The organism is Luteimonas viscosa (assembly GCF_008244685.1).
In the GTDB taxonomy this organism is placed as follows: Bacteria; Pseudomonadota; Gammaproteobacteria; order Xanthomonadales; family Xanthomonadaceae; genus Luteimonas; species Luteimonas viscosa.
The window spans coordinates 645005-671280 of sequence record NZ_VTFT01000001.1 but is presented as its reverse complement, the minus strand read 5'-3'; the positions used below and the strand labels follow the sequence as shown (position 1 = coordinate 671280).

Sequence of the window (26276 nt, the reverse complement as noted above, 5' to 3'; positions counted from 1 at the left end):
TCCGCGCACCGTGCCACCCGTCATCCTGTCCATGGCGCGACGCGTCCGGGTGCCGGGAGCGCGCCCACCATCCGACGGCGCGTCGGTCCATCCGGGGCGGCCGGGAGCCGCCATGGTCGATGCCGGTAAAATGCGGCGTTTCCCCCGACCGGCCCGCCCATGACCTGCCGCACCCGCTTCGCCCCCAGTCCCACCGGCTACCTGCATATCGGGGGCGCGCGCACCGCGCTGTACTGCTGGCTGGAAGCGCGCCACCGCGGCGGCGAGTTCGTGCTGCGGATCGAGGACACCGACCGCGAGCGCAGCACCCGGGCGGCGATCGACGCGATCCTCGACGCGATGGCCTGGCTGGGGCTGGACTACGACGAGGGTCCGGTCTACCAGACCCAGCGCCTGGACCGCTATCGCGAGGCGGCCGAAACGCTGGTGGCGCAGGGCAAGGCCTATTACGCCTACGAGTCGAAGCCCGAGCTCGACGCGATGCGCGAGGCGGCGATGGCCAGCGGCGGCAAGCCGCGCTACAACGGCGCCTGGCGCGATCGCGAGGAGACCGCCGACTACCACGCCTCGCGCAAGGACGATCCGAACCGCGTCATCCGTTTCCGCAACCCGCTCGACGGCGTCGTCGCCTGGGACGACAAGGTCAAGGGCCGGATCGAGATCGCCAACAGCGAGCTCGACGACCTGGTGATCTTCCGCCCTGACGGCTACGCCACCTACAACTTCGCGGTGGTGGTCGACGACATCGACATGCGCATCACCGACGTGGTCCGCGGCGACGACCACGTCAACAACACCCCGCGGCAGATCAACCTGTACCACGCCCTCGGCGCCCCGGTGCCGGCGTTCGCGCACCTGCCGATGATCCTCGACGAGCAGGGCGCCAAGCTGTCCAAGCGCACCGGTGCCGCCGACGTGATGCAGTATCGCGACGCCGGCTACCTGCCGCATGCATTGCTCAACTACCTGGTGCGCCTGGGCTGGTCGCATGGCGACCAGGAGATCTTCTCGATCCAGGAGATGCAGCGCCTGTTCGAACTGGAGAACGTCAACGCCAAGGCCGCGCGCCTGGATCCGGCCAAGCTCGGCTGGCTCAACCAGCAGTACCTCAAGGCCGACGACCCCGCACACGTGGCGCCGCACCTGGAATGGCAACTGCGCCAGTGCGGCTACGACCTGTCGCACGGCCCGGCGCCCGCCGACATCGTGGTGGCGCTGCGCGACCGGGTGCAGACGCTGAAGGAGATGGCCGAGCGCGCCGCCGTCTGGTTCGGCCCGCTGACGCACTACGACGACGCGGCCGTGGCCAAGCATCTCAAGGCGGGTGCCGACGCACCGCTGCGGGACGCGCGCGAGCGCCTGGCCGCGCTGCAGGAATGGAACGTCGAGGCGATCGTTGCCGCGCTGCACGCGACGGCCGACGCGCTGGGCCTGGGCATGGGCAAGGTGGCGCAGCCGCTGCGGGTGGCGATCACCGGCACCCAGGTCAGTCCCGATATCGCGCACACGGTGTACCTCGCCGGCCGCGCAGAGGCGTTGAAACGCATCGACGCCGCGCTCGAACGGGTGCCTGCGGCTGGCGCGGCTTGAGTCGGCGCGCGTCCGGCACCATCATCGGACCATGGGTATCCCCGAACACGGCTGCATCGACCCGCACCATCACGTCCACGACGCCAAGGGCTTCGTGCGCGCGGTGGAACGCGCGTGCCACGAGCGCGGACTGCGGTTGACCCCGATCCGCGCGCGCGTGCTCGGCCTGGTCGCGCAGGCCGGGCGCCCGGTGAAGGCCTACGACCTGCTGGACATGGTGCGCGCGGGCGAGGGCGCCGGGGCCGACGCGCCTCCCACCATCTATCGCGCCCTAGATTTCCTGATGGCCAACGGCTTCATCCACAAGCTGCAGTCGGTCAACGCCTTCGTGGCCTGCCACCACCCCGACAGCGCGCAGCACTCGGTGCCCTTCCTGATCTGCGACCGCTGCCACAATGCGGTGGAGCTGGAGGATGCGCAGGTGGTCGCTTCGCTCGACGAGCGTGCGCGCGCGCTGGGCTTCGTGCCGCAGGCGCAGACGCTGGAGGTGCACGGGCTGTGCGCGGAGTGCGCGCGGCAGCAAGACGATGGCGCGGGTGCGACCCGCGGCTGAGCGGATGGACGCGGGGATCCGCAACCGGATGCTGGGCGCCGCTTCCATCGCCTGGCGGCGGCGAGGTCGCCGTCCGCTGGGCGAGACATCATGTGGAGCGCTGGCCGGCGCCATGCCGCTCCGGACCGGGTGATCGCATGCCGCTTCGGGTCAGGGCGGGTCGTGTGCGTCCTTCGCGTCGGCGCGCATCCTGCGGCGGATGAACAGTGCCGTGAACAACGGCAGCCCGAGGATGATCAGGGCGCCGATGATCGTCAGCCATCCGACCGGCTCGGTCAGCATTTCGCGCAGGATCGGGTGCATGGTGGCGCCGCTCCGTGTGGTGGCAACGCAGGCAGCGTAGGTGGCGTCCATCGCGCCTGCATTGCGCACGATCAAGGATCGTCCGGCGCGACCGGGGAAGAATCCGGGGTTTCGTCCGGACCGCGGCCTTCCGGCGGCGAGGCTGCGGGTCGCGTCCTGGCGTGGCCCGAGAGGCGGGGCGCCCGCCCCAGGCGGCGCGCCGCGCTGTCTTCGGATGGCCGCTCAGATCGTCCGGCGCTGCGCCGCAGTGGCGGGATCGCCCGTGTTCGGGGTCCCGGTAGGCTCGATCAGCAGCAGGTGTGCCTCTTCGTCCGCCACCGGCCGGTGTTGCATGCCTCGCGGCACGACGAACAGTTGTCCGGGTCCGAGTTCGACGACAGCGTGCGGCAGCTCGATCCGCAGGCGGCCGGCAAGCACCAGGAACAGGTCGTCGGTATCGTCGTGGCTGTGCCAGACGAATTCGCCCTGCACCTTGACCACCATGACATCGTGGCCGTTGAACGTCGCCACCGTCCGTGGCTGCCAGTGTCCGTCGAAGCCGGCGAGCTTGCCTGCGAGATCGATGGCGTATGGCGGGTCGTGGCTCATGCGGGTTGCTCCTGCGGAAAGGGGCGCGGCGGGGATTCGCGGATCGGCAGGTTGAACGCCGCCGCCAGCAGCGCCAGCACGATGTCGGCGTACCACATCCAGGTGTAGTCGCCGAGGTGGGCGATCGCCAGGCCGCCGAGCCAGGCGCCGAAGAAGCCTCCGACCTGGTGCGAGAGCAGGGTGAAACCGAACAGCGTGGCCAGGTAGCGCGGGCCGAACAGCTTGCCGATGATGCCCGCGGTCGGCGGCACCGTCGCCAGCCAGGTCGCGCCGAGGCCGGCGGCGAACAGGTAGAAGGTCAACGGCGTCGGCGGCGACACCAGGTACACGCCCACCAGCATGGCCCGGCTGGCGTACATCAGCGCCAGCAGCGACTTCATCCGGTAGCGCTGGCCGAGCCAGCCCACCGCCAGGCTGCCGCCGATGTTGCACAGCCCGATCAGCGCCAGCGCGGTGGCGGACACGCTGTCGGACAGTCCGCAGAGTGCGATCTCGGTCGGCAGGTGCGTCACCAGGAACGCGATGTGGAAGCCGCAGGTGAAGAAGCCGATGTGCAGGCACCAGTAGCTGCGGTCGCGGGCGGCGACGCGCAACTGCGCGCGCAGGCCGTTGTCCTGCTGCACCGGCGCTGCCACGCCCGCGGCACGCTCCGCCGACGCACGCTTGCCGCGCAGTGCGCGGGCGAGCGGCAGGGTCGCCAGTGCGGCGACCGCCATGGTCCACATCGCGGCCATCCACCCGAACGCGCCGATGATCGCCTGGGTGACCGGCGCGAACACGAACTGCCCGGCGGAGCCACCGGCATTGATCACACCGGCGGCGAACGAGCGCTTGTGTTCCGGCGTCGCCGCGGCGGTCGCGCCGATCAGGACCGAAAAACTGCCGGCGCCGGCGCCCGCGGCCGAGAGCAGCCCCAGCGTCAGCACCAGGCCCCAGCCGGACGCGAGCACCGGCGCCAGGGCCATGCCGGCGAACAGCAGCAGGGCGCCCACGACCAGCACGCGAGCGGGTCCGCGCTGGTCCGCCCACGCGCCGAACGCGGGCTGCACCGCGCCCCAGACCAGCTGCCCGACCGCGAGCGCGAAACTGATGGCGACGATGCCCAGCCCGGTGTCCGTCGCGAGCGGCTGCACGTACAGTCCCAGCGACTGGCGGATGCCCATCGTCACCAGCAGGATCGCGGTCGCGGCAAGGACCAGCGGCCAGTAGCGTGGCGTGGCGGTCGTCATCCCGGCGCCACCACGCGTGCGGTGGCCGCATCGATCTGCGCATGCAGGCTGGCGAGCGCTCCCTGGCCGCCGACCTGCGCCTCCACTTCGGCTTGTATGGTGCGCCAGAGCGGGTGGGCGCGTGCGATCCGGCGCTTGCCGCTGGCGGTCACCACGAGGCGTCTGCGCCGCGCATCCTCGCAGGCGACGCTGCGCAGCCAGCCGGCATCGACCAAGTGCCTGAGGTCGCGGCTCAGGGTGCTGCGGTCCATGCCGAGATCGGCCGCGAGACTGCCGACGGAATGCGGGGCGCGGTCGGCGCGACGCAGGATCGAGTACTGGTTGACGTTGAGGCCCGCCGGCGCCAGCGCGGCATCGTAGCGCTGCGACAGCAGCCGGCTGAGCTTGCGCAGCCGGAAGCAGGTGCAGGGCGAGGCGGCGGCCGGGGAGGGCTCGCCACCAGCCGCAGGGGACGGGTGCGGTTCCATGTGCGTGTATATACACGTATCTCGGCGACGATGGAACCGCCGCCTGCGTGCCGCCGTCGGGTGTCGACGCCACATGGGGAGGGCGGCGGCAGTCCGCCAGGCGCATTCGGGCCGGGTGTTCGCTTCCGGGAGAACGTGCCTTCGCCCCTGGGTCACTCGTGCCGACGTCTATACGGCGATCCCGACGGCGGCACCGGCGCGGCGCCGCGGTCTGACCCCCAGCCCCGACCCGTTACGATCTCGAAGCCTTCGAACCCGGGCGCCGTTCGGATCGCCCTTGCGCGCGTGGGGTCGCGCAGGATCAGAAGCGGCGGGATCGCCCAGAACCCGCCGCCCCCGGCTGCGGAGCGCCACGGCCGCCCTTCGGCGGTGCGTGCAGGCCCCGGCAGGCCTTCCGGCATCACCATCGCGCGACGGCGTCGCGGGTGGTGTGCCGGGTCCACGGTCGCTCAGAAGAACATCCGCACGCCGGCCGCGATGCTGCGCCCGGGCAACGGCGCCAGGTCGCGCAGGAACGAGGTATGCGGCCGCGCTTCCTCGTCGAGCAGGTTGGTGCCGTCCACGAACAGTTCCAGTGCCCTTCCGGACGCGGTGTCGAGGTGCCAGGCGAGGTTGGCGTTGACCAGGGTGTAGCCAGGCGTTTCGTCCTCGTACTCGGCGACGCGATCCTGGCGTGCGTAGCGGATGGCGCCGATGCCGGCGCGCCACTGTCCGCCCTCCCAGCGCAGTTCGGTGCCGGCGCGCCACGGCGCGAGCCGGGGCAGGTTCCCGTCCTGGGCGAGATCGACGGTGTAGTTGTGGAAGTGGTCGCCGTGCGGGACCGCGAACGACACCTCGCGCGTACCTTCGCCATCGAGGCGGCCGCGCACCATGTCGCCGAAGCCGCGCAGCGTCCAGCGGCCGCTCCCGTTGTCGAGGAAGGTCCACTGCAGGTCGACCTCGCCGCCGGTGAAGCGCGTATCGGCCTGGTTCCACACCCGCGCGGGCGTGCCGCCGTCCTCGACGCCGGTATCGGCGAGGTAGACGAAGTCGCGGTAGTCGACCGCGTAGATCGACGCCCCGACCTTCAGCGGACCGTGGTGCCAGTGCAGGCCGAGTTCGGCGCGGTTGGCGGTTTCGTTGCGCAGGTCCGGGTTGCCGAACTCGTAGCTGCGGGTGGCGACGTGCAGCCCGTTCGAGTAGAGCTCCTCGGCGGTGGGCGAGCGCTGCGCGCGATCGAGGCCGAACGACAGGTGCAGGTCGTCGCCGAAGTGCCAGCGCGCCGCGGCCGAGAGGCTGGTGGCGTCGAAATCGCGCGAGGGGCCGATCGCTTCGGCCTCGTCGACCTCGACGCGGTTGCGGTCGTGGCGCGCACCGAGTTCGAGGTCGACCGTGCCGAACGTACGCGTGCCGATCCAGAACAGGCCGGCGTCCCGCGATTCCGACGCCGGCACGAAGGCCTCGTCGCCGATCGCGAGGAAATCCCTGGTCCAGGCCTGCAGCCCGAACGCACCGTCCCATCCGGCCCAGTCGCGATGCACCAGCTCGAGGCGCAACTCGGTGCTGTCGTTGTCGAACACGGTACCGATGGCTTCGCCCTCGTACTCGGTATGGGTGTATTCGGTATGCGCCAGCTTCACCCGCAGCGTATCGAACGCGCCGAGCGCGTCCAGTCCGCCGCGGACCTCGTAGCGGCGCTGGTCCATGACGATGTGCACGCCCTCGTCCGCATGCGACTCGTGGTCGTCTTCGTGATCGTCGCCGTCGTCATGGTCGTCGTCGTGGCCATGGTCGTCCTCGTGCTCGTGCGAATGCCCCGGCACGCCGTAGCGTGTATTGAACAGGCTGGCGCCGACGCCGACGAAGCCGCGCTCGCCGATCCAGGACACGCCCAGCGCGGCGCTGTCGGTGCGCACGAAACTGTTGGGCAGGCTGCCGTGGGCCTCTTCCTCGTCGTGGTCGTGGTCGTGGTCGTCGTCGTGATCGTCCTCGCCGTGTTCGCTCTCGCGCAGCGCGGCGCTCTCGGCGTACCCGGGAATGTCGTAGTCGCCGGTCTCGCGATGCAGCGCGTCGAGATGGAACACGAGGTTGCCGGAAGCCGAGGTGCCGTCCAGCCGAAGCATGCCGGTGCGCTCGTCGTTGCCGCTGCCGGCGCGCAGCTCGGCCCGGCCTTGCAGCGGCGCGTCGGTGGCGCGTTCGGGGATGCGCCCGTCGACCACGTTGACAGCGCCGCCGATCGCGCCGCTGCCGTACAGCAGCGTCGACGGGCCCTTGAGCACCTCGATCTGGTCGGCCAGGAACGGTTCGATCGATACTGCATGGTCGACGCTCACGGTCGACACGTCGCCCGAAGCCAGGCCATCGCTGAGCACCTGTACGCGCGCCCCGTCGAGCCCGCGGATGATCGGCCGGCCCACGCCCGGGCCGAAGTACGACGACTGCACGCCCGGCAGGCGGCTCACCGTTTCGCCCAGCGTGGTCGCCTTGGCCTCGTCGAGCCGCGTACCGGCCAGCACTTCCACCGGTCGGGTGAGGTCCTCGGCGGTGCGGGGCAGCGGCGTGGCGCGCACCACGACCTCGTTCAGGTCCTGGATCTCGTCGTGGCGGGGGTCTTCCTGGCCCGCGGCGGGGAGGGCGGCAAGGGCGAGCAGCAGGGCGGCAGACAGGCGACCGGGCGTGGGAAGGGCAACAGGCATGGGGGTGTGAAGTCCGTCGGGGAAAAGTGATGTTATAGTATTACGGTCTTATCGCCCTCCCGCTGTCAACACCCCGAAGGTCATGTCCCCACCGCAACGTCATCGCTGGCTCGACCGCTTCGGCGCCGCAGGCTCGATCGCCTGCGCGGCGCATTGCGCGCTGCTGCCGCTGCTGATCGCGGCGCTGCCTTCGCTCGGCCTCGCGGTCTGGCTCAGCGACGGCTTCGAGTTCGGATTCGTCCTGTTCGCCAGCCTGCTTGGTGCGTCCAGCCTGCTGTGGGGCTACCGGCGCCACCGTGCCTTGCGCGCGCTGGGCCTGCTGTTGCCCGGGCTGGTGGTGCTGTGGCTGGGTGTGCTCTACAGCCCGTTGCACGAGTCCGTGGTGCCGCATGCGGTGGCGATGACCCTGGGTGGCACCCTGGTCGGGCTCGGCCATCTGGTGAACCTGCGGCTCAACCACGGCCACGTGCACGACGCCACCTGCGCCCACTGACCGGCGTGCCGCCACCGGTTTGGGCAACGGCCCGCGTGATAGACTTCGCGGCCTCGCGCGATGGCGCGGCGGCCTGCGGGCCGTATTCCAGCGAATCCAGAAGATCCAGGAGCACGACGATGGGCAAGGGCGACCGCAAGACCGCCAAGGGCAAGCGCTACACCTCCAGCTACGGCAACGCGCGTCCGAAGGCCGTCGCCAAGGCGACGGGCAGCGCCGCCGCGCCGGTGGTCAAAGTGGCGAAGACCGCGACCAGGGCGCCCGCCAAGAAGGCGGTGAAGAAGGTGGCCGCGAAGGGCGAGTAAGCCGTTCCATCCGGATGCGGTGAAAGAAAAGCCCCGCGATGCGGGGCTTTTTCGTGGGCGTCGGGCAATGGCCCGAGGAGTCGACGGATCACCGGCTCAGCGCCGGGCGCCGGCCTCCACCTCGCGCCAGACCCGGAGCAGGTTCTCGCCGAGGATCTTGCGGATGTCTTCGTCCGGATAGCCGCGCGCCTGCAGGCCGGCGACCAGGTTCGGGAAATCCGCGACCGAGCGCAGCCCGTCGGCGAGCTCGCCGCCGACGCCGTCGAAGTCCGACCCGATCCCGACATGGTCGACGCCCAGCAGCTTCACGCCATGGTCGATCTGGTCGAGCACCGCGGACAGCGGCGTCGACGGCGTGGGATGGTCGCGTTCCCAGGCGGCCTCGAACGCCGCGGCATCCTCGGTCGGCTTGCCGGCGGCGGCCAGTTCGGCGTTGCGCCGGTCGAACTCGGCGCGCGCGCGGAACCGTGCCTGCATGTCGGTGGCGGCCTGCGGGTTGACGAAGGCGGTGCCGAACGGCACCTGCACCACGCCGCCCCTGTCCGCGATCGCGCGCGCCAGCTCGTCGCTGATGTTGCGTTCGAAGCCGGGCGTGAAGTGGCGGAACGCGGAATGGCTGGCGATCACCGGCACCGTGCTCAGTTCGATCGCCTGCGCGGCGGCGGCATCGGAGACGTGCGAGACGTCGACCATGATCCCGAGGCGGTTCATCTCGGCCACGACCTGGCGGCCGAACGGGCTCAGGCCATCCCACTTGCGCTCAACGCCATAGGACGAATCGGAGATCCGGTTGGCGGCGCTGTGGGCGAGGGTGATGTAGCGGATGCCGCGATCGAAGAACGCCTGCACCTGGGCGAGGTCGTCGCCGAGTGGCGCACCGTTCTCCATCCCCAGCGGCAGCAGCACGCGGCCACCTTCGCGCAGGCGCTCGACGTCGGCCGGCGAGGTCAGGATCGCGAACTTGTCGGGATGCCGCTGCACCAGGGCCTCGACCGCATCGATCTGCGCATGCGCCGACTGCCGCGCCCGGCCCTGCTCGTCCTCGCGCGCCGAGGTGTAGATCGACATGAAGGCGATATCCAGCCCGCCCTGGCGCGCGCGCGGGTAGTCGAACTCGCGGTCCGGCGCGGCCACGCCGAGGTCGGCCCAGGTCTCGGAGAGGATGCCGGGCGCGTCGACGTGGGTATCGACGATGATCGCGTCCTGCGCGAGGGCCTGGGCGCGTCGCTGTGCGTCGTCATCGGCATGGAGCGGCGCGCAAACGAGGATCGAGAGGGCGACGGCGAGGGTGGCGCGCAAGGGCATGCGAAATCTCCGTGGGTCAGGACAGTCTTCGGCCGCCGGCATGGACGGCGCGTGCCAGCGCGCCTCCCAGCCAGTAGCACAGCTCCGCGGGGCGGGCGATGTTCCAGTGGACGAAATCGGCGCGCAGGCCGACGCGAAGCGCGCCGCGGTCGTCGAGGCCGAGTGCGCGCGCGGCGTTGACGGTGGCGCCGCGCAGCGCCTCTTCCGGAGTCAGCCGGAAATGGGTGCAGGCAAGCTGCATCGCCTGGCGCAGCGACAGCAGCGGCGAGGTGCCGGGATTGCAGTCGGTCGCGACCGCCATCGGCACGCCCTGCGCCCGGAACTCCGCCAGCGGAGGCAACTGGGTTTCGCGCAGCACGTGGAAGGCGCCGGGCAGCAGTACGGCCACCGTGCCTGCACGCGCCATCGCGCTCACGCCGGCGGGAGAGGTGTATTCGACGTGGTCGGCGGAGATGCCCCCGAATTCCGCGACCAGCGCGGCGCCGTCGCCGTCGCCGAGCTGGTCGGCATGCAGCTTCACCGGCAGCCCGAGTGTCCTCGCGGCTTCGAACACGCGCCGGGTCTGGGCGAGGTTGAAGCCGATCCGCTCGGCGAACGCGTCGACCGCGTCTACCAGGCCTTCGGCGTGCAACGGGGGCAGCCACTCGCAGACGCGGTCGATGTATTCGTCGGCGCGCCCGAGGTACTCGCGCGGCAGCGCGTGCGCGCCGAGGAAGGTGGTACGTACCTCGACGCCGAGCGACTGGCCGATGCGACGCGCCACGCGCAGCATCTTGCGTTCGTTGTCGAAATCCAGGCCGTAGCCGGACTTGATTTCCAGGGTGGTCGCGCCGTCGCCCACCAGCGCGCGGGCGCGCGGCAGGGACTGCGCCAGCAGTTCGTCCTCGCTGGCATCGCGGGTCGCGCTCACGGTGGAGCGGATGCCACCACCGCGGCGGGCGATCTCCTCGTAGCTCACGCCCTGCAGCCGCTGTTCGAACTCGCCGGCGCGATCGCCCGCGAACACCAGGTGGGTGTGGCAGTCGACCAGGCCGGGCGTGATCCAGCCGCCGTCGGCCTCCACTACCGTGGCCGCGAGCCGGTCGGGCGCGTCCGCCAGGTCGCGGCGGCGCCCCACGAACGTGATCCGGTCGCCGCGCCATCCGAGCGCGCCATCCTCGATTGCCGCATAGCCGGCATCGCCCTCGAGCGTGGCCAGGCTGGCGCCGACGATCAGCCCATCCCAGGCCTCAGTCACCTCCGCCCCCGCCATCGCCGCCATCGCCGCCGCCATCGTGGTCGCGGCCCGCGGAACCGCCGCCATCGCCTTCGCGACTGCGCCGCGCTCCGGGAGAGCGCAGTCGCTCGCGCGACTTGAGCAGGACCACGGCCACCGCGATCAGCAGCAGGGCGACGATGGCGATGGACTCGAACATGACGGAAACGGCCTGTGAACGGGAGCGCGAGCGCGTTAGCCTAGCGTACTCCCGTCGTCTCCCGAACCCACGATGTCCGGATCGCCCGAGTCACCGATCGAAGCCGTCCCCGCCGGCTGGCGCCTGCCGGGCATCGCCAACCTGCATTCGCACGCGTTCCAGCGGGCGATGGCCGGCCTGGCGGAGCGCCAGACCGATCCGGCCGACTCGTTCTGGACCTGGCGCGAGACGATGTACCGCATGGCGGCGCGCTTCGACCCGGAGTCGCTGCACGCGGTCGCCTCGCAGCTGTACGCGGAAATGCTCGAGGCCGGCTACACCACGGTCTGCGAGTTCCACTACCTGCACCATGCGCCCGATGGCAGGCCGTACGCCACGCCCACGGCGATGTCGGATGCGCTGGTCGCGGCGGCGCGCGAGGCCGGCATCCGCCTGACCCTGCTGCCGGTGCTGTACATGACCGGCGGTTTCGACGGCCGCCCGCTCAACGACAGGCAGAAGCGCTTCGGGCACGACGTCGACGGCTACCTGCGCCTGTTCAACGCGCTGCATGCGCGGCAGGACGACATGCTCCGCGTGGGCTGCGCGCTGCACAGCCTGCGCGCGGTGCCGGCGGACGCGATGCGCGAGGTGCTGGCGGCGTTGCCGGCGGATGCGCGCATCCACATCCATGTCGCCGAACAGGTCGGCGAAGTGCAGGACTGCATCGCGGTGCGCGACCTGCGACCGGTGGAGTGGCTGCTGAAGAACGCCGATGTCGATGCGCGCTGGACCCTGGTGCATGCAACCCACCTCAACGACTGGGAGGTGGCGGCCGTCGCCGGCTCCGGCGCGACGGTGGCGATCTGCCCGACCACCGAGGCCAACCTCGGCGACGGCCTGTTCCGGCTGCGCGACTATCTGGATGCCCGCGGCGCCTGGGGGATCGGCTCCGATTCGCACATCTCGGTGTCGCCGGTCGAGGAGCTGCGCTGGTTGGAGTACGGACAGCGGCTGTCGACGCGCCGCCGCAACATCGCGGTCGCCGCGGCGTCGCCGAGCGTCGGCGCGACCCTGGTCGATCGCGTGCTGGCGAGCGCCGGCGGGTCGACCGGCTTCGCCGCCATCGACGATGCCATCGTCCTCGACGCAGCCGCATCCCAGCTGGCCGGCGCGACCCCGGACGACGTCGCCGATCGCTGGATCTTCAGCGGCAACCGCAATGCCGTCCGGGAAGTGCGCGTGGCAGGCAGGCGGGTGGTGGCCGATGGCGTGCACGTGAATCGCTCCCGGGTCGCTGCGCGCTTCTCCAGTGCGATGCAGGCCCTGCTGGCGGGCTGACGGTCCGCGGCCAGGGGCGCTTCGTCCGGCCGCCGGGCGGTTTCGTCGCAAACCCGGGCAACGCGAAGCGGCACGGGGCAGGCTGCCGGCATCCGACCACAGGAGACCATCGCCATGAAGACCTTCGTGACCGGGCTGGCCGCCGCGACCTGCCTGATCCTTGCCGGCGGTACCGGGACCGCCCATGCCGCAAGCACCACCGATGCCACGCTGCAGGCCGTCGTCGACCGGAGACTGGCCAGCGACCGTACCGGCGCGTGCATGGCCGTGGCCATCGTCGAACAGGGCACCGTCGCGCGCACCTACCGCTGCGCCGATCCGCGCGACGCGGGCCGCATCGGCCCCGACACCGCGTTCGAGATCGGATCGGTCAGCAAGACCATGGCCGCCGTGCTGCTGGCCGACCTGATCGAACGCGGCCAGGCCTCGCTCGACGATCCGCTGTCGGACTACCTGCCGGAAGGCACGAAGGTCCCGTCGTTCGAAGGCGAGCCGATCCTGCTGCGCCACGTGGTCACGCACACCAGCGGTTTGCCGGCGCTGCCCTCGCGGATGCAGACCGCGGCCGCCGACGTCGCCAACCCGTATGCGGAACTGACCGAGGCCGACCTGCTGGCCTCGCTTGGCGACGCGACGCTGGCCGCTGCGCCGGGCACCCGTTTCGAATACTCCAACTTCGCGTCGATGGTGCTGTCGTACGCCATCGCGCGCCGGGCCGGCATGGATTTCGAGAGTCTGCTGAAGCGGCGCCTGTTCGCGCCGCTGGGCATGCGGCACGCCTACGTCGACGACCCGCCCGCCGGGGTGCGCGCCGCGACCGGGCACACGCCGAACACGCAGGCGGCCTTGTCGTGGGACTTCGCCACCAACCTCGCGGGCGTGGGGGGCGTGCGCGCCACGCTCGACGACATGGTGCGCTACGTGCAGGGCAACCTGGGCTTCGCCGAGACCGCCATCACTCCCGCGCTCGAACGCGCGCAAGAACGCATCAGCGAACAGCCGCCGATGGCGATGAACTGGATGCTGGCGCCGGTCGCCGGCCGCACCGTGCACCTGCACGAAGGCGGTACCGGCGGCTTTTCCGCGTTCGTGTCGATCGACCGCGAACGGCGGCGCGGGGTGGTGATCCTGTCCGACACCACGTGGAACTCCATCGGCAGTCTCGGCAGCCTGGGCATGCATCTGGTCGACCCGTCGTTGCCGCTGGGCAAGCCGCGCAAGCTGGCGTCGCCGCCGGCGGCCCTGCTCGAGGCGCTGGCGGGCGAGTACCGGATGCCGCCGTTTCCGCAGGTATCGTTGCGCCAGCGGGACGGCAAGCTGTTCGGCCAGGTGACGGGGCAGGAGGAATTCGGGTTGGCCTACGACGATGCCGGCGACTTCTTTCCGACGGTGGTCGATGCCATCCTGCGCCCGCAGAAGAAGGCGAACGGCGAATACGGGTTCCAGTGGATGCAGATGGGTGGTGTGTTCGCGGCAACGCGCATCTCCGACGATGCCGGGCCGAGCGCCGCGCCGTCGCTGTCGGAAGCGGAGCTGGCCGCCTACGCGGGCGAATACCCGCTGATGCCGAACTTCGCGCTGACGGTGCGCGTTCGCGACGGAAAGTTGCGTGCGCAGGCGACCGGACAGGGCGAGTTCCCGCTGGAAGCGCGCGGCAAGGACACGTTCGAGGCCGCCGCGTACGGCATCGAGCTTGTGTTCAAGCGCGATGGCAAGGGCGAGGTCGCCTCGCTCGACCTGCACCAGGGCGGACAGGTGCTGTCCGGCCCGCGGAACTGACGCGCATGGCCGGCGCCGAGTACGGGCTGCGCGACCCGCTGCCGTCCGACGTGCTGATCGGCGGCAACGCGGTCTGGAGCCGATATCGCCAGTATCCGGTCTTCAGCCTGCCCTGGCTGGCCGGGCGCACGGTGGTGTTCGCGGTGGTGATCGCGGGCCTCGCCGGCATGTCGTTCCTCGGTGTCGGTGTCGCCACGGGCAGCTATGGCGCAGGGGCGATCGCGGGCGGCTACCAGTTCGTCGCGTTCGTGCTGATGACCAGCACCGGGCCGGCGCTGGCCACCATCGTGCGCCATCGGCGCTGGCCTGAAGCGCGCGAACGCATCGGTGTGGTCGTGGCCTGGCTGGCCGGGGTGGCGATCGCGTTCTTCGTCGACCGCTGGGCCAGCGGCGAGATCCGGCTCCTGGTGGCGGGTGCACTCGACAGTACGGACGGATTCGGCGCCGTGCGCAGGACCGCCGAGGAGAACGTGGGCCGGGCCGGGAACATCGCGCTCGCATTCAACATCCTGGTCCTGTTCGTGATCTACGGCATCGGCGGTGGCGGACTGGCGCTGCGTGCCTACTTCAGCGAGCGCCGGCGCTGGGAAGGCAACCTGCACCGGCGCCAGTTGCAGGCACTGGCCGCGCAGAAGCGCGACGCCGACCTGCGCCTGGGCGTGTTGCAGGCGCAGGTGGAACCGCACTTCCTGTTCAACACCCTGGCCTCGGTGCGCGCGCTGGTGCGCCGCGACCCGGCGCGCGCGGAGGCGACGCTGGATGCGCTGGTCTCGCACCTGCGCGCGACGATCCCGAAGATGCGTGGCGAAGACATCGAGCTGCACTCCACACTGGGTCAACAGCTCGACATCTGCGCGAGCTACCTGGAGGTGATGCGGCTGCGCTCCGGGGACAGGCTGTCCTGCCGGATCGATGCCGAACCCTCGTTGCGGCGGCTGCGGTATCCGCCGCTGCTGCTGATCACGCTGGTGGAGAATGCGGTCAAGCACGGGATCGAGCCCAAACCCGGCGCCGGCACCATCGATATCCGCGCATCGCGCGATGCCGATACGCTGGTCGTGGCCGTGTCCGACGACGGCGTGGGCCTGAAGGCCGGTACCGGTCCCGGCATGGGGCTGGCGAACGTGCGCGCGCAGCTGCAGACACGCTATGGAACCCGGGCCGCCCTGCGCCTGTCGGGCAGCGTGGGCGCGGGCACGCGGGCCGAGATCCGGACCCCGATGGAGCCGATGGCATGACGCATGGAACGAAGGCGGTCACCGTGCTGGTGGCCGAGGACGAAGCGCCGCAACGCGCGGAACTGCTGGATATGCTGGAAGCCGCCTGGCCGGGGGTCGACGTGGTCGCGGCCTGCGAAGACGGCGTCGCCGCCCTGCAGGCGATCGTCGAGCATCGTCCGCAGGTCGCCTTCCTCGACATCCGCATGCCCGGCGTCAGCGGCCTGGACGTGGCCACGGCGGCGGTGGCGTCCGGCGCCCAGGTCGTGTTCACCACGGCCTACGACGAGTACGCGATCCGCGCGTTCGAGGCCGGCGCGATCGACTACCTGCCGAAGCCGATCCAGCCCGCGCGGCTCGACCAGGCGGTCCAGCGGCTGCGCGCGCGCCTCGGGGAACCGGCCCACGACCGGCACGTGGACGTCGCCGCGCTCGAAGCCCGGCTGCGTCCGGCCGGCGAACGCCTGATCCGCTGGATCAGCGCCAGTGCGGGCGACAGCGTGCGCATGATCGGCATCGACGAGGTGCTGTACTTCCAGGCCCGCGACAAGTACGTCAGCGTGGTGACGCGCGAGGGCGAGGCGACCATCCGCATGCCGATCAAGGACCTGCTGGCCGGGCTGGACCCGGACACGTTCTGGCAGGTCCACCGCGGTACCGTGGTGCGCGTTCCGGCCATCGACCGCGTGCAGAAGGACGAACTGGGCAAGCACGGCATCCGCCTGCGGGGCAGCGACGACTGGCTCCCGGTGAGCGCGGCCTTCCTCCATCGCTTCCGCGGAATGTGACGGCGCCGGGACCGGCTTCGCCACGATCGCGGCGCCCGCGCCACGGACTGCGCGGCCGGCCTCCCGGCGGAGCGGGAGCGTGGCCGCAGGCATTCCCATGACCCGGATCAATGCCTGGCGCACGGGGATTGGACATGCTGGCGCCTTTGCAGCGGAGCACCGGAGCATGAACGTCGACATCGCGATCGTCGGAGCCGGCCCGGCCGGGCTGTGTTTCGCCCGGTCGCTGGCAGGCAGCGGCCTGTCGATCGCGATCGTCGAGCGGCAGCCGGCCGCCGCGATCGCCGAACCCGCGTTCGACGGTCGCGAGATCGCGCTCACGCATGCCTCGCGCGCCATCCTCGAACGGCTCGGGCTGTGGCAGCGGTTCGAGGCCGGCGAGGTGTCGGAGCTGGGCGATGCGGAAGTCATCGATGGCGACGCAAGCCGCGGCCTGCTCGTCAGCGCGGCCGACGGACGCAGCCCGCAGCTCGGCTGGCTGGTGCCGAACCACCTGATCCGGCGCGCGGCGTACGAACTGGTGGCCGGCCAGCCGGAGGTCGAACTGATGACCGGGCGCGAGGTGCGCGGCGTGGCGCGCGAAGCCGGGCGCATCGTGCTGTCGCTGGACGACGGCGGGCGCATCCAGGCGCGCCTGCTGGTCGCCGCCGACAGCCGTTTCTCCCAGGTGCGGCGGATGCTCGGCATCGGCGCTCGTTCCTACGACCACGGCAGGCGCATGCTGGTCGCGCGCCTCGCGCACGAGCGCCCGCACGGACACGTGGCCCGGGAGTGGTTCGACTACGGCCAGACGCTGGCGCTGCTGCCGCTCAACGGCGATCGCGCCTCGGTGGTGCTGACGCTGCCGCCGCAGGAGATGGCCGCGATCGAAGTGCTGGACGACGTGGCGTTCGCCGCCGACATGCAGCGCCGACTGCGTGGCCGGCTGGGCACGATGGGCGCCATCGGTACGCGCCATGTCTATCCGCTGGTGTCGGTGTTCGCCGACCGGTTCACGGCGTCGCGCGCGGCGCTGGTGGGCGATGCCGCCGTCGGCATGCACCCGGTCACCGCGCACGGCTTCAATCTCGGCCTGCAGGGACAGGCGACCCTGGCCGAAGCGGTGTTGCGGGCGCAGGGGGAAGGGCGCGACATCGGCTCGGACGCGGTCATGGACCAATACCGACGCAGGCACCGTGCCGCGGCCTGGCCGATCTACGCCGCGACGCGCCTGGTGGTGCGCGTGTTCACCGACGACCGGGCTGTCGCGCGTGGCCTGCGGGGCGCGATCCTGCGGGTCGCCAACGCCCTGCCGCCGTTCCGGCGCGCGATCGCCGCGCGGCTGACCGAGGCCGGGTGACGGCCGGGCTGCGCGCTATCCGAACAGGTCGAACTCCGGCGGCAAGGCGCCTTCGAGCTTGAGCAGGTACTGCTTGGTCGGCAGGCCGCCGCCGAAACCGGTGAGCGCGCCATCGGCGCCGATCACGCGGTGGCAGGGCAGCACGATCGGCAGCGGGTTGCGCCCGTTGGCGGCGCCGACCGCACGCGACGCGCCCGGTCGACCGACCCGCGCGGCGAGCTGCGCGTAGCTGACCGTCTCGCCGTAGGGAATCGTCGCCAGCGTGGTCCAGACGTTGCGCTGGAAGTCTGTGCCGTGCGGCGACAGCGGCAGGTCGAACGTGCGCCGCGTGCCGGCAAAGTACTCGCCCAGCTGGTGGCGCGCCATGCGCAGGACCGCGTTGTCGCCTTCCTGCCAGTCGTCGCCGCGCCGGACCGGGTGGCGGTTGTCGCGGAACTCGATCGCGCGCAGGCCCGCATCGTCCGCGGCGAGGAACAGGGGGCCGACCGGGCTGTCGACGAAGGTGGTCTGGACGTTCATGCCGCGCTCCTGCGTGCGGTGGGCTTCCGGGGTTTGGACGGGGTCGTGGCGGGGCGGGGCGCCAGCGCCGCGTCGCGCCACAGCTGGATCACGGCGTAGCCGCGCCACGGACGCCATGGCTCTGCGTGGGCCAGCAACTGCCTGCTGGTCAGCCGGCCGCCGTCGCCGACGGCGTGCTTCTGCAACACGAGATCTTCGGCGGGGAAGGCATCGGGATGTCCGAGCGCGCGCAGCGCGATGTACTGCGCGGTCCACGGCCCGATGCCGGGCAGGGCGGTCCAGCGCTCGACGATCTCGTCGAGCGTGCGCTCGGCGCGGAAGTCCACCCGGCCGTCCACGACCGCCTGCGCGATCGTGCGGATCGTCGCCGCGCGCGCGGCGGTCAGGCCGATGCCGGCCAGGTCCGCGTCGAGCAGACGCTCCGGCGTCGGGAAGAAATGCGACAGGCCACGCGCCGCAAACGCATCCGGCAGCGGCGTGCCGAAACGTTCGGCCAGGCGCGTGGTGAGCGTGCGCGCGGCGGCGACGCTGACCTGCTGGCCGATCACAGCGCGCAGCGCGATCTCGAAACCGTCCCAGCCGCTGGGCAGGCGCAGACCCGGGCGCTTGCGCACCAATGCGCGCAGGCGCGGATCGCGCGACAGCGTGTCGTTGATCGCGCGTGGATCGGCATCCAGGTCGAACATGCGGCGCACGCGTTCGACCAGCGCCAGCAACCGCGCCGGCGGGCAGCCGTGCACCTCGAGCTTCAGTGCGTGGCCATCCTCGCCATCGCCGCGCGGCCATGCGCCCACGCGCAGCCAGCCGGGCGCGTCGGCATCGCCGATCACGCGCAGGTAGTGCGTGGCGTCGACCACCTCCACGCCGGGCAGCGCGCGCCCGCGCAGGAAATCGAGCATCGCCGCGAAGTCGTACGGCGGTCGATAGGCCAGGCGCAGGGCGAGCACGTCGCCGTCGGCCGGATGCCGGCGGCGACGCAGCTCGCGGGGCGCCATGCGGTAGGCCTCGCGGAACGTGGTGTTGAACCGCCGCAGGCTGCCGAAGCCGGCGGCGAGCGCGATGCCGGTGATCGGCAATGTCGTCTCGGTGAGCAACTGCTTGGCGAACAGCAGCCGCCGGGTCCCGTGCACGCCGGTCGGCGGCGCGCCGAGGCGCTCGACGAACAGCCGCCGCAACTGCCGTTCGCCGACATGCACGCGTGCGGCCAGCGCCGCCAGCGGTTGTTCCGCGAGCAGTCCCTGGTCGATCAGCTTGAGCGCGCGCGCGATCGTGTCGTCGCCGCGTCGCCAGGCCCCGTCGGCCGGCGAGAGTTCCGGCCGGCAACGCAGGCAGGGCCGATAGCCGGCCGACTCGGCCGCGGCGGCGTTCGGGTAGTAGCGCACGTTGCGCGGCTTCGGCGCAGGCGCCGGGCAGGTCGGACGGCAATAGATGCCGGTGCTGGAGACCGCGGTGAAGAACAGGCCGTCGAAGCGCGGATCGCGGCTCAGGCGGGCCTGCTCGCAGATCGCGACGTCGGGTAGTGAGGGAATCGACATGGGCGCAGTCTAGCGCCGGGGCCGGCGCCCGACTCGCCGTTTTCGGACATCAATGCGGCGCGCCGGGGACCGCTTCCGGCAACGCCCTGTCGAGGGCCGGCAGCAGCTTTTCCAGGGCGCCCTCGTGGGGCGCGGGCGGTACCCCGAGCAGACGCGCGAGCAGCGGGTACACGTCCACGTTGTCGAAGGCGGGCAGGGTGACGCCGCGCCGGAACGACGGGCCACTGGCGATGAAGATCGCGCGCATCTCCGGTTCCGCCGGATCGTAGCCGTGCGAGCCACGGGTGCCCGCGGGCCGGCGCGCGAGATATTTGCGTGGCAGCGCGTCCCAGCCCTTGTCCATCTGGCAGACGATCGGCGGCACCCGAGGATGGGTGCCGTAGCGCCAGCGTGGCGGCAATTCGTGCCTGCGCCAGCACTGGTGATGCGCATGGCGGCCTAGCAGCGCCTCCTCCGCCTCCGCTTCGCGACCCTCGACAGGCCGGAAGCCGACGACCTGTCCCGACGTCACCGCGACCGCCACCGTCGGGTCGGCCATGTCTTCGACCACGACCACCTGGCCTTCCGGCACTTCGGCCATGCCATGGTCGGAGACGATCACCAGGTCGGTGGTCTCGCGCACGCCGGCGGCCTCCAGCCTGGCCAGCAGGGTGCCGATCGCGGCATCGACCTCGCGCATCGTCGCGCGCAGTTGCGCCGACCGCGGGCCGTGCGCATGCGCGCTGCTGTCGGGATGTTCGAAATAGAGCGTTGCGAAGCGCGGGCGGGTGGCGGCCGGCTCCGTCAGCCACCCCGCCGTCATGTCGACGCGCGCGGCGATCGTGCGGTCCTTGTCGAACGGATGCCAGCGCGTCGGGCGCACGCCCGCAACCGGCGCCTCGCTGCCGGGCCACGCGAGCGTGGCGGTGGCCAGGCCGGCGTTCTCCGCGCCGACCCAGATCGGCTCGCCGCTCCACCAGCGGCTGTCCCCGACCGCGTCGCGGTTCGCCAGCCAGAACCCGCCGAGCGCGTCGTCGCGCATCGTGTTGTGGACGATGCCGTGCCGGTCCGGCCGCAGCCCGGTCACGATCGTGTAGTGGTTCGGGAACGTCAGCGACGGGTAGGACGGATTCATCCATTCCGCGCGCACGCCCTCGTGCGCCAGCCGGTCGAGATGGGGTGTGTCGCCGCGTGCGAGGTACGAGGGATGCACGCCATCCAGCGACACCAGCAGCAGCGCGCGCGTTGCGTCGCCGCTGGCAGCCAAGGGCGCGGGCGTCGTCGTGCAGGCGCTGAGCAGAAACAGGCACAGCGGAACGAACAGGCGGGACAGTCCGGTCATCCGGCCATGATACGGAGGAATGTGACAATCCCCGCTTCGACAGGGTGCGCGGAGTCGGACCGCGTGCGGGCGACACCGCGGCGTTGCCGTTCGGGCGCACGTGCCATCGGTGCATGACGGCCGCGCCACGGCCGCGACGGCGCCGACGCTGACAGCGGTCTGAATCGCCATCGTGCAATGCGTTGAATCGCGCTGTGCGGAGCGTATGTTGGTGCGTGGCCATCCGGCCGGATCGTCCTCCCGAGGTGCTCCATGAAGTCCCTTCCTTCCAGGTTGTTGCCCCGCCCCCTGTTCGCCGCCGTCCTGGCCGTCGCCGCGTTCGCGGTGGTGCCTGCCACGGCGTTGGCGCAGGATGAAGAGCCGGAGGAAGCCGGCAGCGCCGCGACCAGGAAGGCCGATCCCGACGAGCGCTTCTGCATCCGCGAAACCGGATCGCGCATCGTCGCGAGCCGCAACCGTTCGAAGAAGTCCGAAGACGAGTGCGTCAACGCCGCCGGCCGCGTGTACACGCGCGAGGACATCGAGCGTACCGGTTCGGCCGACCTGCGCGACGCGCTGCGCCGGCTCGATCCCTCGATCCGCTGATCGGATCGGGGTCCGGGCGGGCAACCGCCGGCAATCCGGTTTACGCGCCGATCGCCGGTATCTTCGCTAGCGACCCGGCGTCCGGCGGCGCAACAGGCTGAGCGCCAGCAGGCACGCGAGAACCAGGCAGGCCGCGCCGAAGGCATCGCCCCAGCGCCGGTAGGGCGTACGCGTCGCCCGCAGCGCAAGATCCGCCACCAGCGAGACCGGTCCGTCGGCGCCCACCGCGGAGGCTTCGGCCAGCACGCGGCCCCGGTCGTCGCTGAGGGTCAGGTGGCCGTCGCGCGCCGCGCGGGCGATCGCGAAGCCGCCTTCGATGCCGCGCATCACCGCCATCCGCCCGTGCAGCCAGGCGTCCACGTCGAAGTCCCAGGCCGGCACCAGCAGCAGCTGGGTACCGCGTGCGGCATGGTCGCGTGCGGTCGAGGTGAAGTCGAGATCCTTGCAGATCGACACGCCCGTGGCGGGCGCGCCGTCGAGCATGGTGCGCGTTTCGCCCGGCGTGTAGTGCGCTTCGAGTCCCGGGATCAGGTGCCGCTTGTGGTAGGCGGACGGCATCGATGCCTGCGGGTCGAACACCAGCGCGGAGTTGCGCCTGCGCGCCGGATCGGCATGGTCTTCGGCGCCGATCACGATGCGGAGTCGGTGGCGGTCGGCCAGCGCCTGCAGCGGCGCGATGGCGTGCGACCGCACCAGCAGCGCGGATTCGGGCATCACCAGCACATCGACATCGTCGGTACCGGCGATACGTTCGATTTCCGAAACGTAGCGCGCAAGCAGATCGCGTCCTGCATCCGTATCGAGGTCGGCACTGTGGCTGCCGTCGCCACCCACGCTCAGCAGGGCCACGCGCACCTGCGAAGACGGCACATCGTGCTGCAGCCGCCACGCGCCGAAACCGAGCGCCACTGCGAGCACGCAGGCGCCGGCAACCAGGGCCGCGACGCGCTGCCGCGATTCGCCCGGCGCTGCGAGCGCCACGGCCAGCATCGACGGCCCCAGCCAGACCAGGAAGCCCACGCCCCACAGGCCGGCGAGCGCGGCCACCTGCAGCAGCGGCACCGCGTCCATCTGCGTGTACGCGATGTTGCCGAAGGTGCCGTGCGGCGACAGTCGCGCGGACAGCCAGGCCAGGCCGGTGGCGGAGGCGGGCACGGAGAACGTCGCCGCCAGCAGCCAGCCGCGTCGCGCCAGCGCGCGGAACAGCAGCACAGCCGGGATCATCGCCAGTGCCGGCATCGCGATCGCCTGCAGCACGACGGCCAGCGGCAACCGGATCACGTCGTGCAGGTAGTGCCACAGGTTCAGGCCACCCAGCGCGAACGCGACGAACGTCGCCAGCGCGGCCCAGCGCGCCCGCATGCGCACCGCCGCCGCCAGCAGCGGCAGCGGCGCCAGCCACGCCGCCCACCACAGCGGCTGCAACGCGGTGCCGAACCACCAGCCGAGTGCGGTCAGCGCGACAGCGACGGCCGCGATCGTCGGCGACAGGCGATCAGTTCCTGAGTCCATCGAGCAATCTCCCCAGTGACGCTTCATAAAAGGCCTGGAAGCGACGATCGTCGTAGCTGAAGCGACCGGCGCGATACAGCGCGATCAGCCCGTGCGAATGCCCCCACAGGGTCATGGTGATGTCCCACGGATCTCCGGCGCGCAACACGCCCTGCTGCTGCGCCTCGACCACCGCGTCATGGGCCACGTTCGCCGTCGGCGAACGCCTCGCGTGGAAATCCTCGGGAAAGCGCCGCGCGTCGTCGCGCCGCACCGAGAACGCATGGTCGAACAGGTGCGGGTGCGCCAGCGCGTAATCGAGGTAGATCAGCTGGATCGCCACCAGTTGCGCGATCGGGTCGCCGCCCGACTTGCGCGCGGCCCAGTGGTGTGCGATCTCGTTGAAGCTGTCGTCGCTGATGCGCTTGAGCAGCGCCTCGCGATTGGGGAAGTGGCGGTAGATCGCCATCGGCGTGATCCCGACCGCTTCGGCCACCCGGCGCATGCTCACCGCGCCGGGGCCTTCGCGCTCGAACAGCACGCGGGCGGCATTGAGGATGCGTTCGGCGGTGGTGCGGGAGGGCATGTATACACTGTATACATGTGGCGCGCGGAATTGCAAGAACGGGCCGATTCCGGTAGCGCAGGGCGTCTTCGGAAGGGCGCACGGCTGGCAGCGCGGGGGACTGCGGCGCACACTTCCCCGCGAAGACAAGCACTTTCCGGAGACAACATGAGCGACCCGCGCCACGATCCCTCCCGCAGCATCCGCGCGCCGCGTGGCGCCACGCTGAGCTGCAGGAGCTGGCTCACCGAGGCCCCGTTCCGCATGCTGCAGAACAATCTCGATCCGGACGTGGCCGAACGCCCCGAGGATCTGGTGGTCTACGGCGGCATCGGCCGCGCCGCGCGCGACTGGGCCTGCTTCGACGCGATCCTCGAAACGCTGCGGACGCTCGGCGACGACGAGACCCTGCTGGTGCAGTCCGGCAAGCCGGTCGGCGTGTTCCCCACCCATGCCGACGCGCCGCGCGTGCTGATCGCCAACTCCAACCTGGTGCCGCACTGGGCGACCTGGGAGCACTTCAACGAGCTCGATCGCAAGGGCCTGATGATGTACGGCCAGATGACGGCCGGCTCCTGGATCTACATCGGCTCTCAGGGGATCGTGCAGGGCACCTATGAAACCTTCGTCGAGATGGGCCGCCAGCATTTCGGCGGCAGCCTGAAAGGCAAGTGGATCCTCACCGCGGGTCTCGGCGGCATGGGCGGCGCGCAGCCGCTGGCCGCGTCGTTGGCCGGCGCCTGCTCGCTGACCATCGAATGCCGGCAGGCCAGCATCGATTTCCGCCTGCGCACGCGCTACGTGGACGAGCAGGCCGACGACCTCGACGACGCGCTCGCGCGCATCGACAGGTACAAGAAGGCGGGCGAGGCGAAATCCATCGCCCTGCTCGGCAACGCCGCAGACGTCCTGCCGGAACTGGTGCGGCGCGGCGTGCGCCCCGATGCCGTGACGGACCAGACCAGCGCGCACGACCCGGTGCACGGCTACCTGCCGATCGGCTGGACCGTGGAGCAGTGGCTCGCCGAGCAGAAGGCGAACCCGGAGAGTGTGCGCGACGCGGCCAAGAAATCCATGCGCGTGCACGTCGAGGCGATGCTGGCGTTCCACGCGCAGGGCATCCCGACGGTCGACTACGGCAACAACATCCGCCAGATGGCGAAGGACGAAGGCTGCGCCAACGCGTTCGACTTCCCGGGTTTCGTGCCGGCCTACGTGCGGCCGCTGTTCTGCCGCGGCATCGGCCCGTTCCGCTGGGTCGCGTTGAGCGGAGATCCCGAGGACATCTACAGGACGGACGCCAAGGTCAAGGAACTGATCCCCGACGACGCCCACCTGCACAACTGGCTGGACATGGCGCGCGAGCGCATCAGCTTCCAGGGCCTGCCCGCGCGCATCTGCTGGGTCGGCCTGGGCCTGCGCCACAAGCTTGGCCTGGCGTTCAACGAGATGGTGCGCAACGGCGAACTCAAGGCGCCGGTGGTGATCGGCCGCGACCACCTCGACAGCGGCAGCGTCGCCTCACCCAACCGCGAGACCGAAGCGATGATGGACGGCAGCGATGCGGTCAGCGACTGGCCGCTGCTCAACGCGATGCTCAACGTCGCCGGCGGCGCCACCTGGGTGTCGCTGCACCACGGCGGCGGCGTGGGAATGGGCTACAGCCAGCACAGCGGCGTGGTGATCGTCTGCGACGGCACGCCGGAAGCCGACAGGCGGATTGCGCGGGTACTGTGGAACGATCCGGGGACCGGGGTGATGCGGCATGCGGATGCAGGATATCCAGTTGCTCTGAAATGCGCAGAAGAGAATGGACTTCAACTTCCACTGATGACCATCATCCGCTGATAGGACACAACCTCACGCAGAGGATTCGGGAAGATCTTGAAGATTGACATTGCAATCTCCAAAGAGTACGGCCTTCTACCGCCGCTCATAAAGTCTTTAGCTATCCTTCCCGATGATCAGAAATTCTTCCGGGAAAGAAAGCGACGACATCCATTTTCATTGTTAACGATGGCAGTTCGCCCGTACGTTTCCGCAATGAACTCTTGTTATCAGCAACTTGAAGATGTTGCAAAGCAAAGTTTGCTCAGCGGGGAGGTGGGAGGTGAGTACGAAGAACTTCTCGCTAGTTATCAGCGTGTTCTGCATGCGGCGGAAGCATTTGATGATGTGGTGAACCTACTCATCGGAAGCTTCTTCTCATCGGAAAATCTTGCATCAAAGTCTGGCGCGCTCAGAGAGTTTAGATCTAGATCTAAGCGCTATCGAGGAAAGCTAGGCAGGACGATCAATGCGATCAAGCATCGGGGTGGGCATCTCAGGCCTATCGTAATGCTCGGAAGCATTGGTCAGGAGTACTGCGTAGCCCCTGGCGTGTACGTTGAAGGTGTTCATGTCGACGGTGTGATTGGCCCGGATGAAGATGTCCATCTGAGTGGGAATAGTGGATTCTCCCTCATCCGCGAGCTTCGCTATTACTTCGCTCACATCTTCTTTCTATGTCATTGGGCAGAGATATCTCTGAGGGGGAGCGGATTTATCGATAGAGAAGATGGTCGATCCACGCAGCGGGCGATTAGCGAGATTGACGGTATAGATGATCTTGCAAGAGGCTTGGCGAACTCTCGTCTGTGCATGTTTCCGGATGAAATTCTTCGAAGGAATCCAGGGATCTCCTTCTTCAAGAACCGCCTTGAATCTGGGTTGCATGTAGAGCTGAGAGGAGAGCCAAGAGCCAGATGCATCATGTCGGGGCAGATAAAGAGTTCCTTCCGAGGCGATTCGATCTCGAGAGCCTATAAACTTCCGTACATGGGGCATGAGGCCAACGAGAAGATGTACGCCAAGTTGATGGCTCAAAAGTTTAGGTTGGATTAGGAGGGCAGACG

General features: G+C 70.2%; 25 protein-coding genes. 12 read left to right on the top strand and 13 right to left on the bottom strand.

All coding sequences use genetic code 11. The features are described from left to right. Positions 1–159 precede the first annotated feature (159 nt). Positions 160–1590: a glutamate--tRNA ligase gene (gene gltX, locus FZO89_RS03100; RefSeq protein ID WP_149101887.1), complete on the top strand. Its 1431-nt coding sequence runs from the start codon at positions 160–162 to the stop codon at positions 1588–1590. A 31-nt stretch (positions 1591–1621) separates the two neighbouring features. Then, positions 1622–2143: a transcriptional repressor gene (locus tag FZO89_RS03095; protein ID WP_149101886.1), complete on the top strand. Its 522-nt coding sequence runs from the start codon at positions 1622–1624 to the stop codon at positions 2141–2143. Between the two features lie 150 nt (positions 2144–2293). On the opposite strand, the gene FZO89_RS03090 is transcribed toward FZO89_RS03095, so the two are convergent. The 5 genes from FZO89_RS03090 to FZO89_RS03070 form a co-directional block, all read right to left on the bottom strand. Next, positions 2294–2521, bottom strand: a complete 228-nt coding sequence (locus FZO89_RS03090) for a hypothetical protein (protein ID WP_149101885.1) — start codon at positions 2519–2521, stop codon at positions 2294–2296. A gap of 147 nt (positions 2522–2668) precedes the next feature. Continuing rightward, a complete protein-coding gene (locus FZO89_RS03085) occupies positions 2669–3034 on the bottom strand; it encodes a cupin domain-containing protein (protein ID WP_149101884.1) in 366 nt (121 codons plus the stop codon). Further along, complete coding sequence (locus FZO89_RS03080) at positions 3031–4263, bottom strand: MFS transporter (protein ID WP_149101883.1); 1233 nt, start codon at positions 4261–4263, stop codon at positions 3031–3033. The genes FZO89_RS03085 and FZO89_RS03080 overlap by 4 nt, the downstream gene beginning before the upstream one ends. Next, complete coding sequence (locus FZO89_RS03075; RefSeq protein ID WP_149101882.1) at positions 4260–4730, bottom strand: MarR family winged helix-turn-helix transcriptional regulator; 471 nt, start codon at positions 4728–4730, stop codon at positions 4260–4262. The genes FZO89_RS03080 and FZO89_RS03075 overlap by 4 nt, the downstream gene beginning before the upstream one ends. Before the next feature lie 449 nt (positions 4731–5179). Then, on the bottom strand, positions 5180–7405 hold the full coding sequence (locus FZO89_RS03070; RefSeq protein ID WP_149101881.1) for a TonB-dependent receptor domain-containing protein: 2226 nt from the start codon (positions 7403–7405) through the stop codon (positions 5180–5182). Between the two features lie 82 nt (positions 7406–7487). Between FZO89_RS03070 and FZO89_RS03065 the strand changes: the two genes are divergently transcribed. After that, the gene (locus FZO89_RS03065; RefSeq protein ID WP_149101880.1) at positions 7488–7898 is read left to right on the top strand and encodes a MerC domain-containing protein; all 411 of its coding nucleotides are present in this window, start codon (positions 7488–7490) and stop codon (positions 7896–7898) included. 119 nt (positions 7899–8017) lie between these two features. Next, positions 8018–8203, top strand: coding sequence for a 30S ribosomal protein THX (locus tag FZO89_RS03060; protein WP_149101879.1), 186 nt, complete (start codon positions 8018–8020; stop codon positions 8201–8203). Between the two features lie 96 nt (positions 8204–8299). Here FZO89_RS03060 and FZO89_RS03055 read toward each other — a convergent pair whose 3' ends face one another. The 3 genes from FZO89_RS03055 to FZO89_RS03045 are packed head-to-tail and all read right to left on the bottom strand — an operon-like array spanning position 8300 to position 10923. Continuing rightward, a complete protein-coding gene (locus FZO89_RS03055) occupies positions 8300–9508 on the bottom strand; it encodes a dipeptidase (protein ID WP_149101878.1) in 1209 nt (402 codons plus the stop codon). A 16-nt stretch (positions 9509–9524) separates the two neighbouring features. Further along, positions 9525–10760 (bottom strand): imidazolonepropionase, encoded by a 1236-nt coding sequence (gene hutI, locus FZO89_RS03050; RefSeq protein WP_149104012.1) that lies wholly within the window; start codon positions 10758–10760, stop codon positions 9525–9527. Next, positions 10738–10923: a hypothetical protein gene (locus tag FZO89_RS03045; RefSeq protein WP_149101877.1), complete on the bottom strand. Its 186-nt coding sequence runs from the start codon at positions 10921–10923 to the stop codon at positions 10738–10740. The genes hutI and FZO89_RS03045 overlap by 23 nt, the downstream gene beginning before the upstream one ends. A 72-nt stretch (positions 10924–10995) precedes the next feature. Here FZO89_RS03045 and FZO89_RS03040 point away from each other — a divergent pair, with 72 nt between their 5' ends. The 5 genes from FZO89_RS03040 (at position 10996) to ubiM (ending at position 17366) form a co-directional block, all read left to right on the top strand. Then, positions 10996–12243: a formimidoylglutamate deiminase gene (locus FZO89_RS03040; RefSeq protein WP_149101876.1), complete on the top strand. Its 1248-nt coding sequence runs from the start codon at positions 10996–10998 to the stop codon at positions 12241–12243. Positions 12244–12357: 114 nt separating this feature from the next. Beyond that, positions 12358–14022 (top strand): serine hydrolase, encoded by a 1665-nt coding sequence (locus FZO89_RS03035; protein WP_149101875.1) that lies wholly within the window; start codon positions 12358–12360, stop codon positions 14020–14022. A gap of 5 nt (positions 14023–14027) precedes the next feature. Further along, positions 14028–15260: a sensor histidine kinase gene (locus tag FZO89_RS03030; protein WP_149101874.1), complete on the top strand. Its 1233-nt coding sequence runs from the start codon at positions 14028–14030 to the stop codon at positions 15258–15260. Then, positions 15257–16027 (top strand): LytR/AlgR family response regulator transcription factor, encoded by a 771-nt coding sequence (locus FZO89_RS03025; RefSeq protein ID WP_149101873.1) that lies wholly within the window; start codon positions 15257–15259, stop codon positions 16025–16027. Before FZO89_RS03030 ends, FZO89_RS03025 begins: the two co-directional genes overlap by 4 nt. A 166-nt stretch (positions 16028–16193) precedes the next feature. Further along, on the top strand, positions 16194–17366 hold the full coding sequence (gene ubiM / locus FZO89_RS03020; protein ID WP_149101872.1) for a 5-demethoxyubiquinol-8 5-hydroxylase UbiM: 1173 nt from the start codon (positions 16194–16196) through the stop codon (positions 17364–17366). 15 nt (positions 17367–17381) lie between these two features. Here the strand turns inward: ubiM and FZO89_RS03015 are convergent, their stop codons facing one another. The 3 genes from FZO89_RS03015 to FZO89_RS03005 are packed head-to-tail and all read right to left on the bottom strand — an operon-like array spanning position 17382 to position 20741. Continuing rightward, on the bottom strand, positions 17382–17885 hold the full coding sequence (locus FZO89_RS03015; RefSeq protein WP_149101871.1) for a methylated-DNA--[protein]-cysteine S-methyltransferase: 504 nt from the start codon (positions 17883–17885) through the stop codon (positions 17382–17384). After that, a complete protein-coding gene (locus tag FZO89_RS03010) occupies positions 17882–19420 on the bottom strand; it encodes a DNA-3-methyladenine glycosylase 2 family protein (protein ID WP_187471019.1) in 1539 nt (512 codons plus the stop codon). Before FZO89_RS03010 ends, FZO89_RS03015 begins: the two co-directional genes overlap by 4 nt. A 49-nt stretch (positions 19421–19469) precedes the next feature. Continuing rightward, positions 19470–20741, bottom strand: coding sequence for an alkaline phosphatase family protein (locus FZO89_RS03005; protein WP_149101870.1), 1272 nt, complete (start codon positions 20739–20741; stop codon positions 19470–19472). A 252-nt stretch (positions 20742–20993) separates the two neighbouring features. Here FZO89_RS03005 and FZO89_RS03000 point away from each other — a divergent pair, with 252 nt between their 5' ends. Then, entirely contained in the window at positions 20994–21326 is a 333-nt protein-coding gene (locus FZO89_RS03000) for a hypothetical protein (protein WP_149101869.1), read from the top strand. 66 nt (positions 21327–21392) lie between these two features. Here the strand turns inward: FZO89_RS03000 and FZO89_RS02995 are convergent, their stop codons facing one another. Then, positions 21393–22838 carry a nitrilase-related carbon-nitrogen hydrolase gene (locus FZO89_RS02995; protein WP_149101868.1) on the bottom strand — a complete coding sequence of 482 codons (1446 nt, stop codon included), beginning with the start codon at positions 22836–22838 and terminating at the stop codon, positions 21393–21395. Continuing rightward, a complete protein-coding gene (locus FZO89_RS02990; protein ID WP_149101867.1) occupies positions 22822–23403 on the bottom strand; it encodes a TetR/AcrR family transcriptional regulator in 582 nt (193 codons plus the stop codon). The genes FZO89_RS02995 and FZO89_RS02990 overlap by 17 nt, the downstream gene beginning before the upstream one ends. Positions 23404–23550: 147 nt before the next feature. Between FZO89_RS02990 and hutU the strand changes: the two genes are divergently transcribed. Next, a complete protein-coding gene (gene hutU, locus FZO89_RS02985; RefSeq protein WP_149101866.1) occupies positions 23551–25230 on the top strand; it encodes a urocanate hydratase in 1680 nt (559 codons plus the stop codon). A 36-nt stretch (positions 25231–25266) separates the two neighbouring features. After that, on the top strand, positions 25267–26265 hold the full coding sequence (locus FZO89_RS02980) for a hypothetical protein (RefSeq protein WP_149101865.1): 999 nt from the start codon (positions 25267–25269) through the stop codon (positions 26263–26265). Positions 26266–26276 lie beyond the last annotated feature (11 nt).

What these genes read in the sequence shown, in the direction of transcription:
- gltX (WP_149101887.1), top strand. Translation starts at nt 160, where the DNA reads ATGACCTGCCGCACCCGCTTCGCCCCCAGTCCCACCGGCTACCTGCAT.
- FZO89_RS03095 (WP_149101886.1), top strand. Translation starts at nt 1,622, where the DNA reads ATGGGTATCCCCGAACACGGCTGCATCGACCCGCACCATCACGTCCAC.
- FZO89_RS03085 (WP_149101884.1), bottom strand. Translation starts at nt 3,034, where the DNA reads ATGAGCCACGACCCGCCATACGCCATCGATCTCGCAGGCAAGCTCGCC.
- FZO89_RS03080 (WP_149101883.1), bottom strand. Translation starts at nt 4,263, where the DNA reads ATGACGACCGCCACGCCACGCTACTGGCCGCTGGTCCTTGCCGCGACC.
- FZO89_RS03075 (WP_149101882.1), bottom strand. Translation starts at nt 4,730, where the DNA reads ATGGAACCGCACCCGTCCCCTGCGGCTGGTGGCGAGCCCTCCCCGGCC.
- FZO89_RS03070 (WP_149101881.1), bottom strand. Translation starts at nt 7,405, where the DNA reads ATGCCTGTTGCCCTTCCCACGCCCGGTCGCCTGTCTGCCGCCCTGCTG.
- FZO89_RS03065 (WP_149101880.1), top strand. Translation starts at nt 7,488, where the DNA reads ATGTCCCCACCGCAACGTCATCGCTGGCTCGACCGCTTCGGCGCCGCA.
- FZO89_RS03060 (WP_149101879.1), top strand. Translation starts at nt 8,018, where the DNA reads ATGGGCAAGGGCGACCGCAAGACCGCCAAGGGCAAGCGCTACACCTCC.
- FZO89_RS03055 (WP_149101878.1), bottom strand. Translation starts at nt 9,508, where the DNA reads ATGCCCTTGCGCGCCACCCTCGCCGTCGCCCTCTCGATCCTCGTTTGC.
- hutI (WP_149104012.1), bottom strand. Translation starts at nt 10,760, where the DNA reads ATGGCGGGGGCGGAGGTGACTGAGGCCTGGGATGGGCTGATCGTCGGC.
- FZO89_RS03045 (WP_149101877.1), bottom strand. Translation starts at nt 10,923, where the DNA reads ATGTTCGAGTCCATCGCCATCGTCGCCCTGCTGCTGATCGCGGTGGCC.
- FZO89_RS03040 (WP_149101876.1), top strand. Translation starts at nt 10,996, where the DNA reads ATGTCCGGATCGCCCGAGTCACCGATCGAAGCCGTCCCCGCCGGCTGG.
- FZO89_RS03035 (WP_149101875.1), top strand. Translation starts at nt 12,358, where the DNA reads ATGAAGACCTTCGTGACCGGGCTGGCCGCCGCGACCTGCCTGATCCTT.
- FZO89_RS03030 (WP_149101874.1), top strand. Translation starts at nt 14,028, where the DNA reads ATGGCCGGCGCCGAGTACGGGCTGCGCGACCCGCTGCCGTCCGACGTG.
- FZO89_RS03025 (WP_149101873.1), top strand. Translation starts at nt 15,257, where the DNA reads ATGACGCATGGAACGAAGGCGGTCACCGTGCTGGTGGCCGAGGACGAA.
- ubiM (WP_149101872.1), top strand. Translation starts at nt 16,194, where the DNA reads ATGAACGTCGACATCGCGATCGTCGGAGCCGGCCCGGCCGGGCTGTGT.
- FZO89_RS03015 (WP_149101871.1), bottom strand. Translation starts at nt 17,885, where the DNA reads ATGAACGTCCAGACCACCTTCGTCGACAGCCCGGTCGGCCCCCTGTTC.
- FZO89_RS03010 (WP_187471019.1), bottom strand. Translation starts at nt 19,420, where the DNA reads ATGTCGATTCCCTCACTACCCGACGTCGCGATCTGCGAGCAGGCCCGC.
- FZO89_RS03005 (WP_149101870.1), bottom strand. Translation starts at nt 20,741, where the DNA reads ATGACCGGACTGTCCCGCCTGTTCGTTCCGCTGTGCCTGTTTCTGCTC.
- FZO89_RS03000 (WP_149101869.1), top strand. Translation starts at nt 20,994, where the DNA reads ATGAAGTCCCTTCCTTCCAGGTTGTTGCCCCGCCCCCTGTTCGCCGCC.
- FZO89_RS02995 (WP_149101868.1), bottom strand. Translation starts at nt 22,838, where the DNA reads ATGGACTCAGGAACTGATCGCCTGTCGCCGACGATCGCGGCCGTCGCT.
- FZO89_RS02990 (WP_149101867.1), bottom strand. Translation starts at nt 23,403, where the DNA reads ATGCCCTCCCGCACCACCGCCGAACGCATCCTCAATGCCGCCCGCGTG.
- hutU (WP_149101866.1), top strand. Translation starts at nt 23,551, where the DNA reads ATGAGCGACCCGCGCCACGATCCCTCCCGCAGCATCCGCGCGCCGCGT.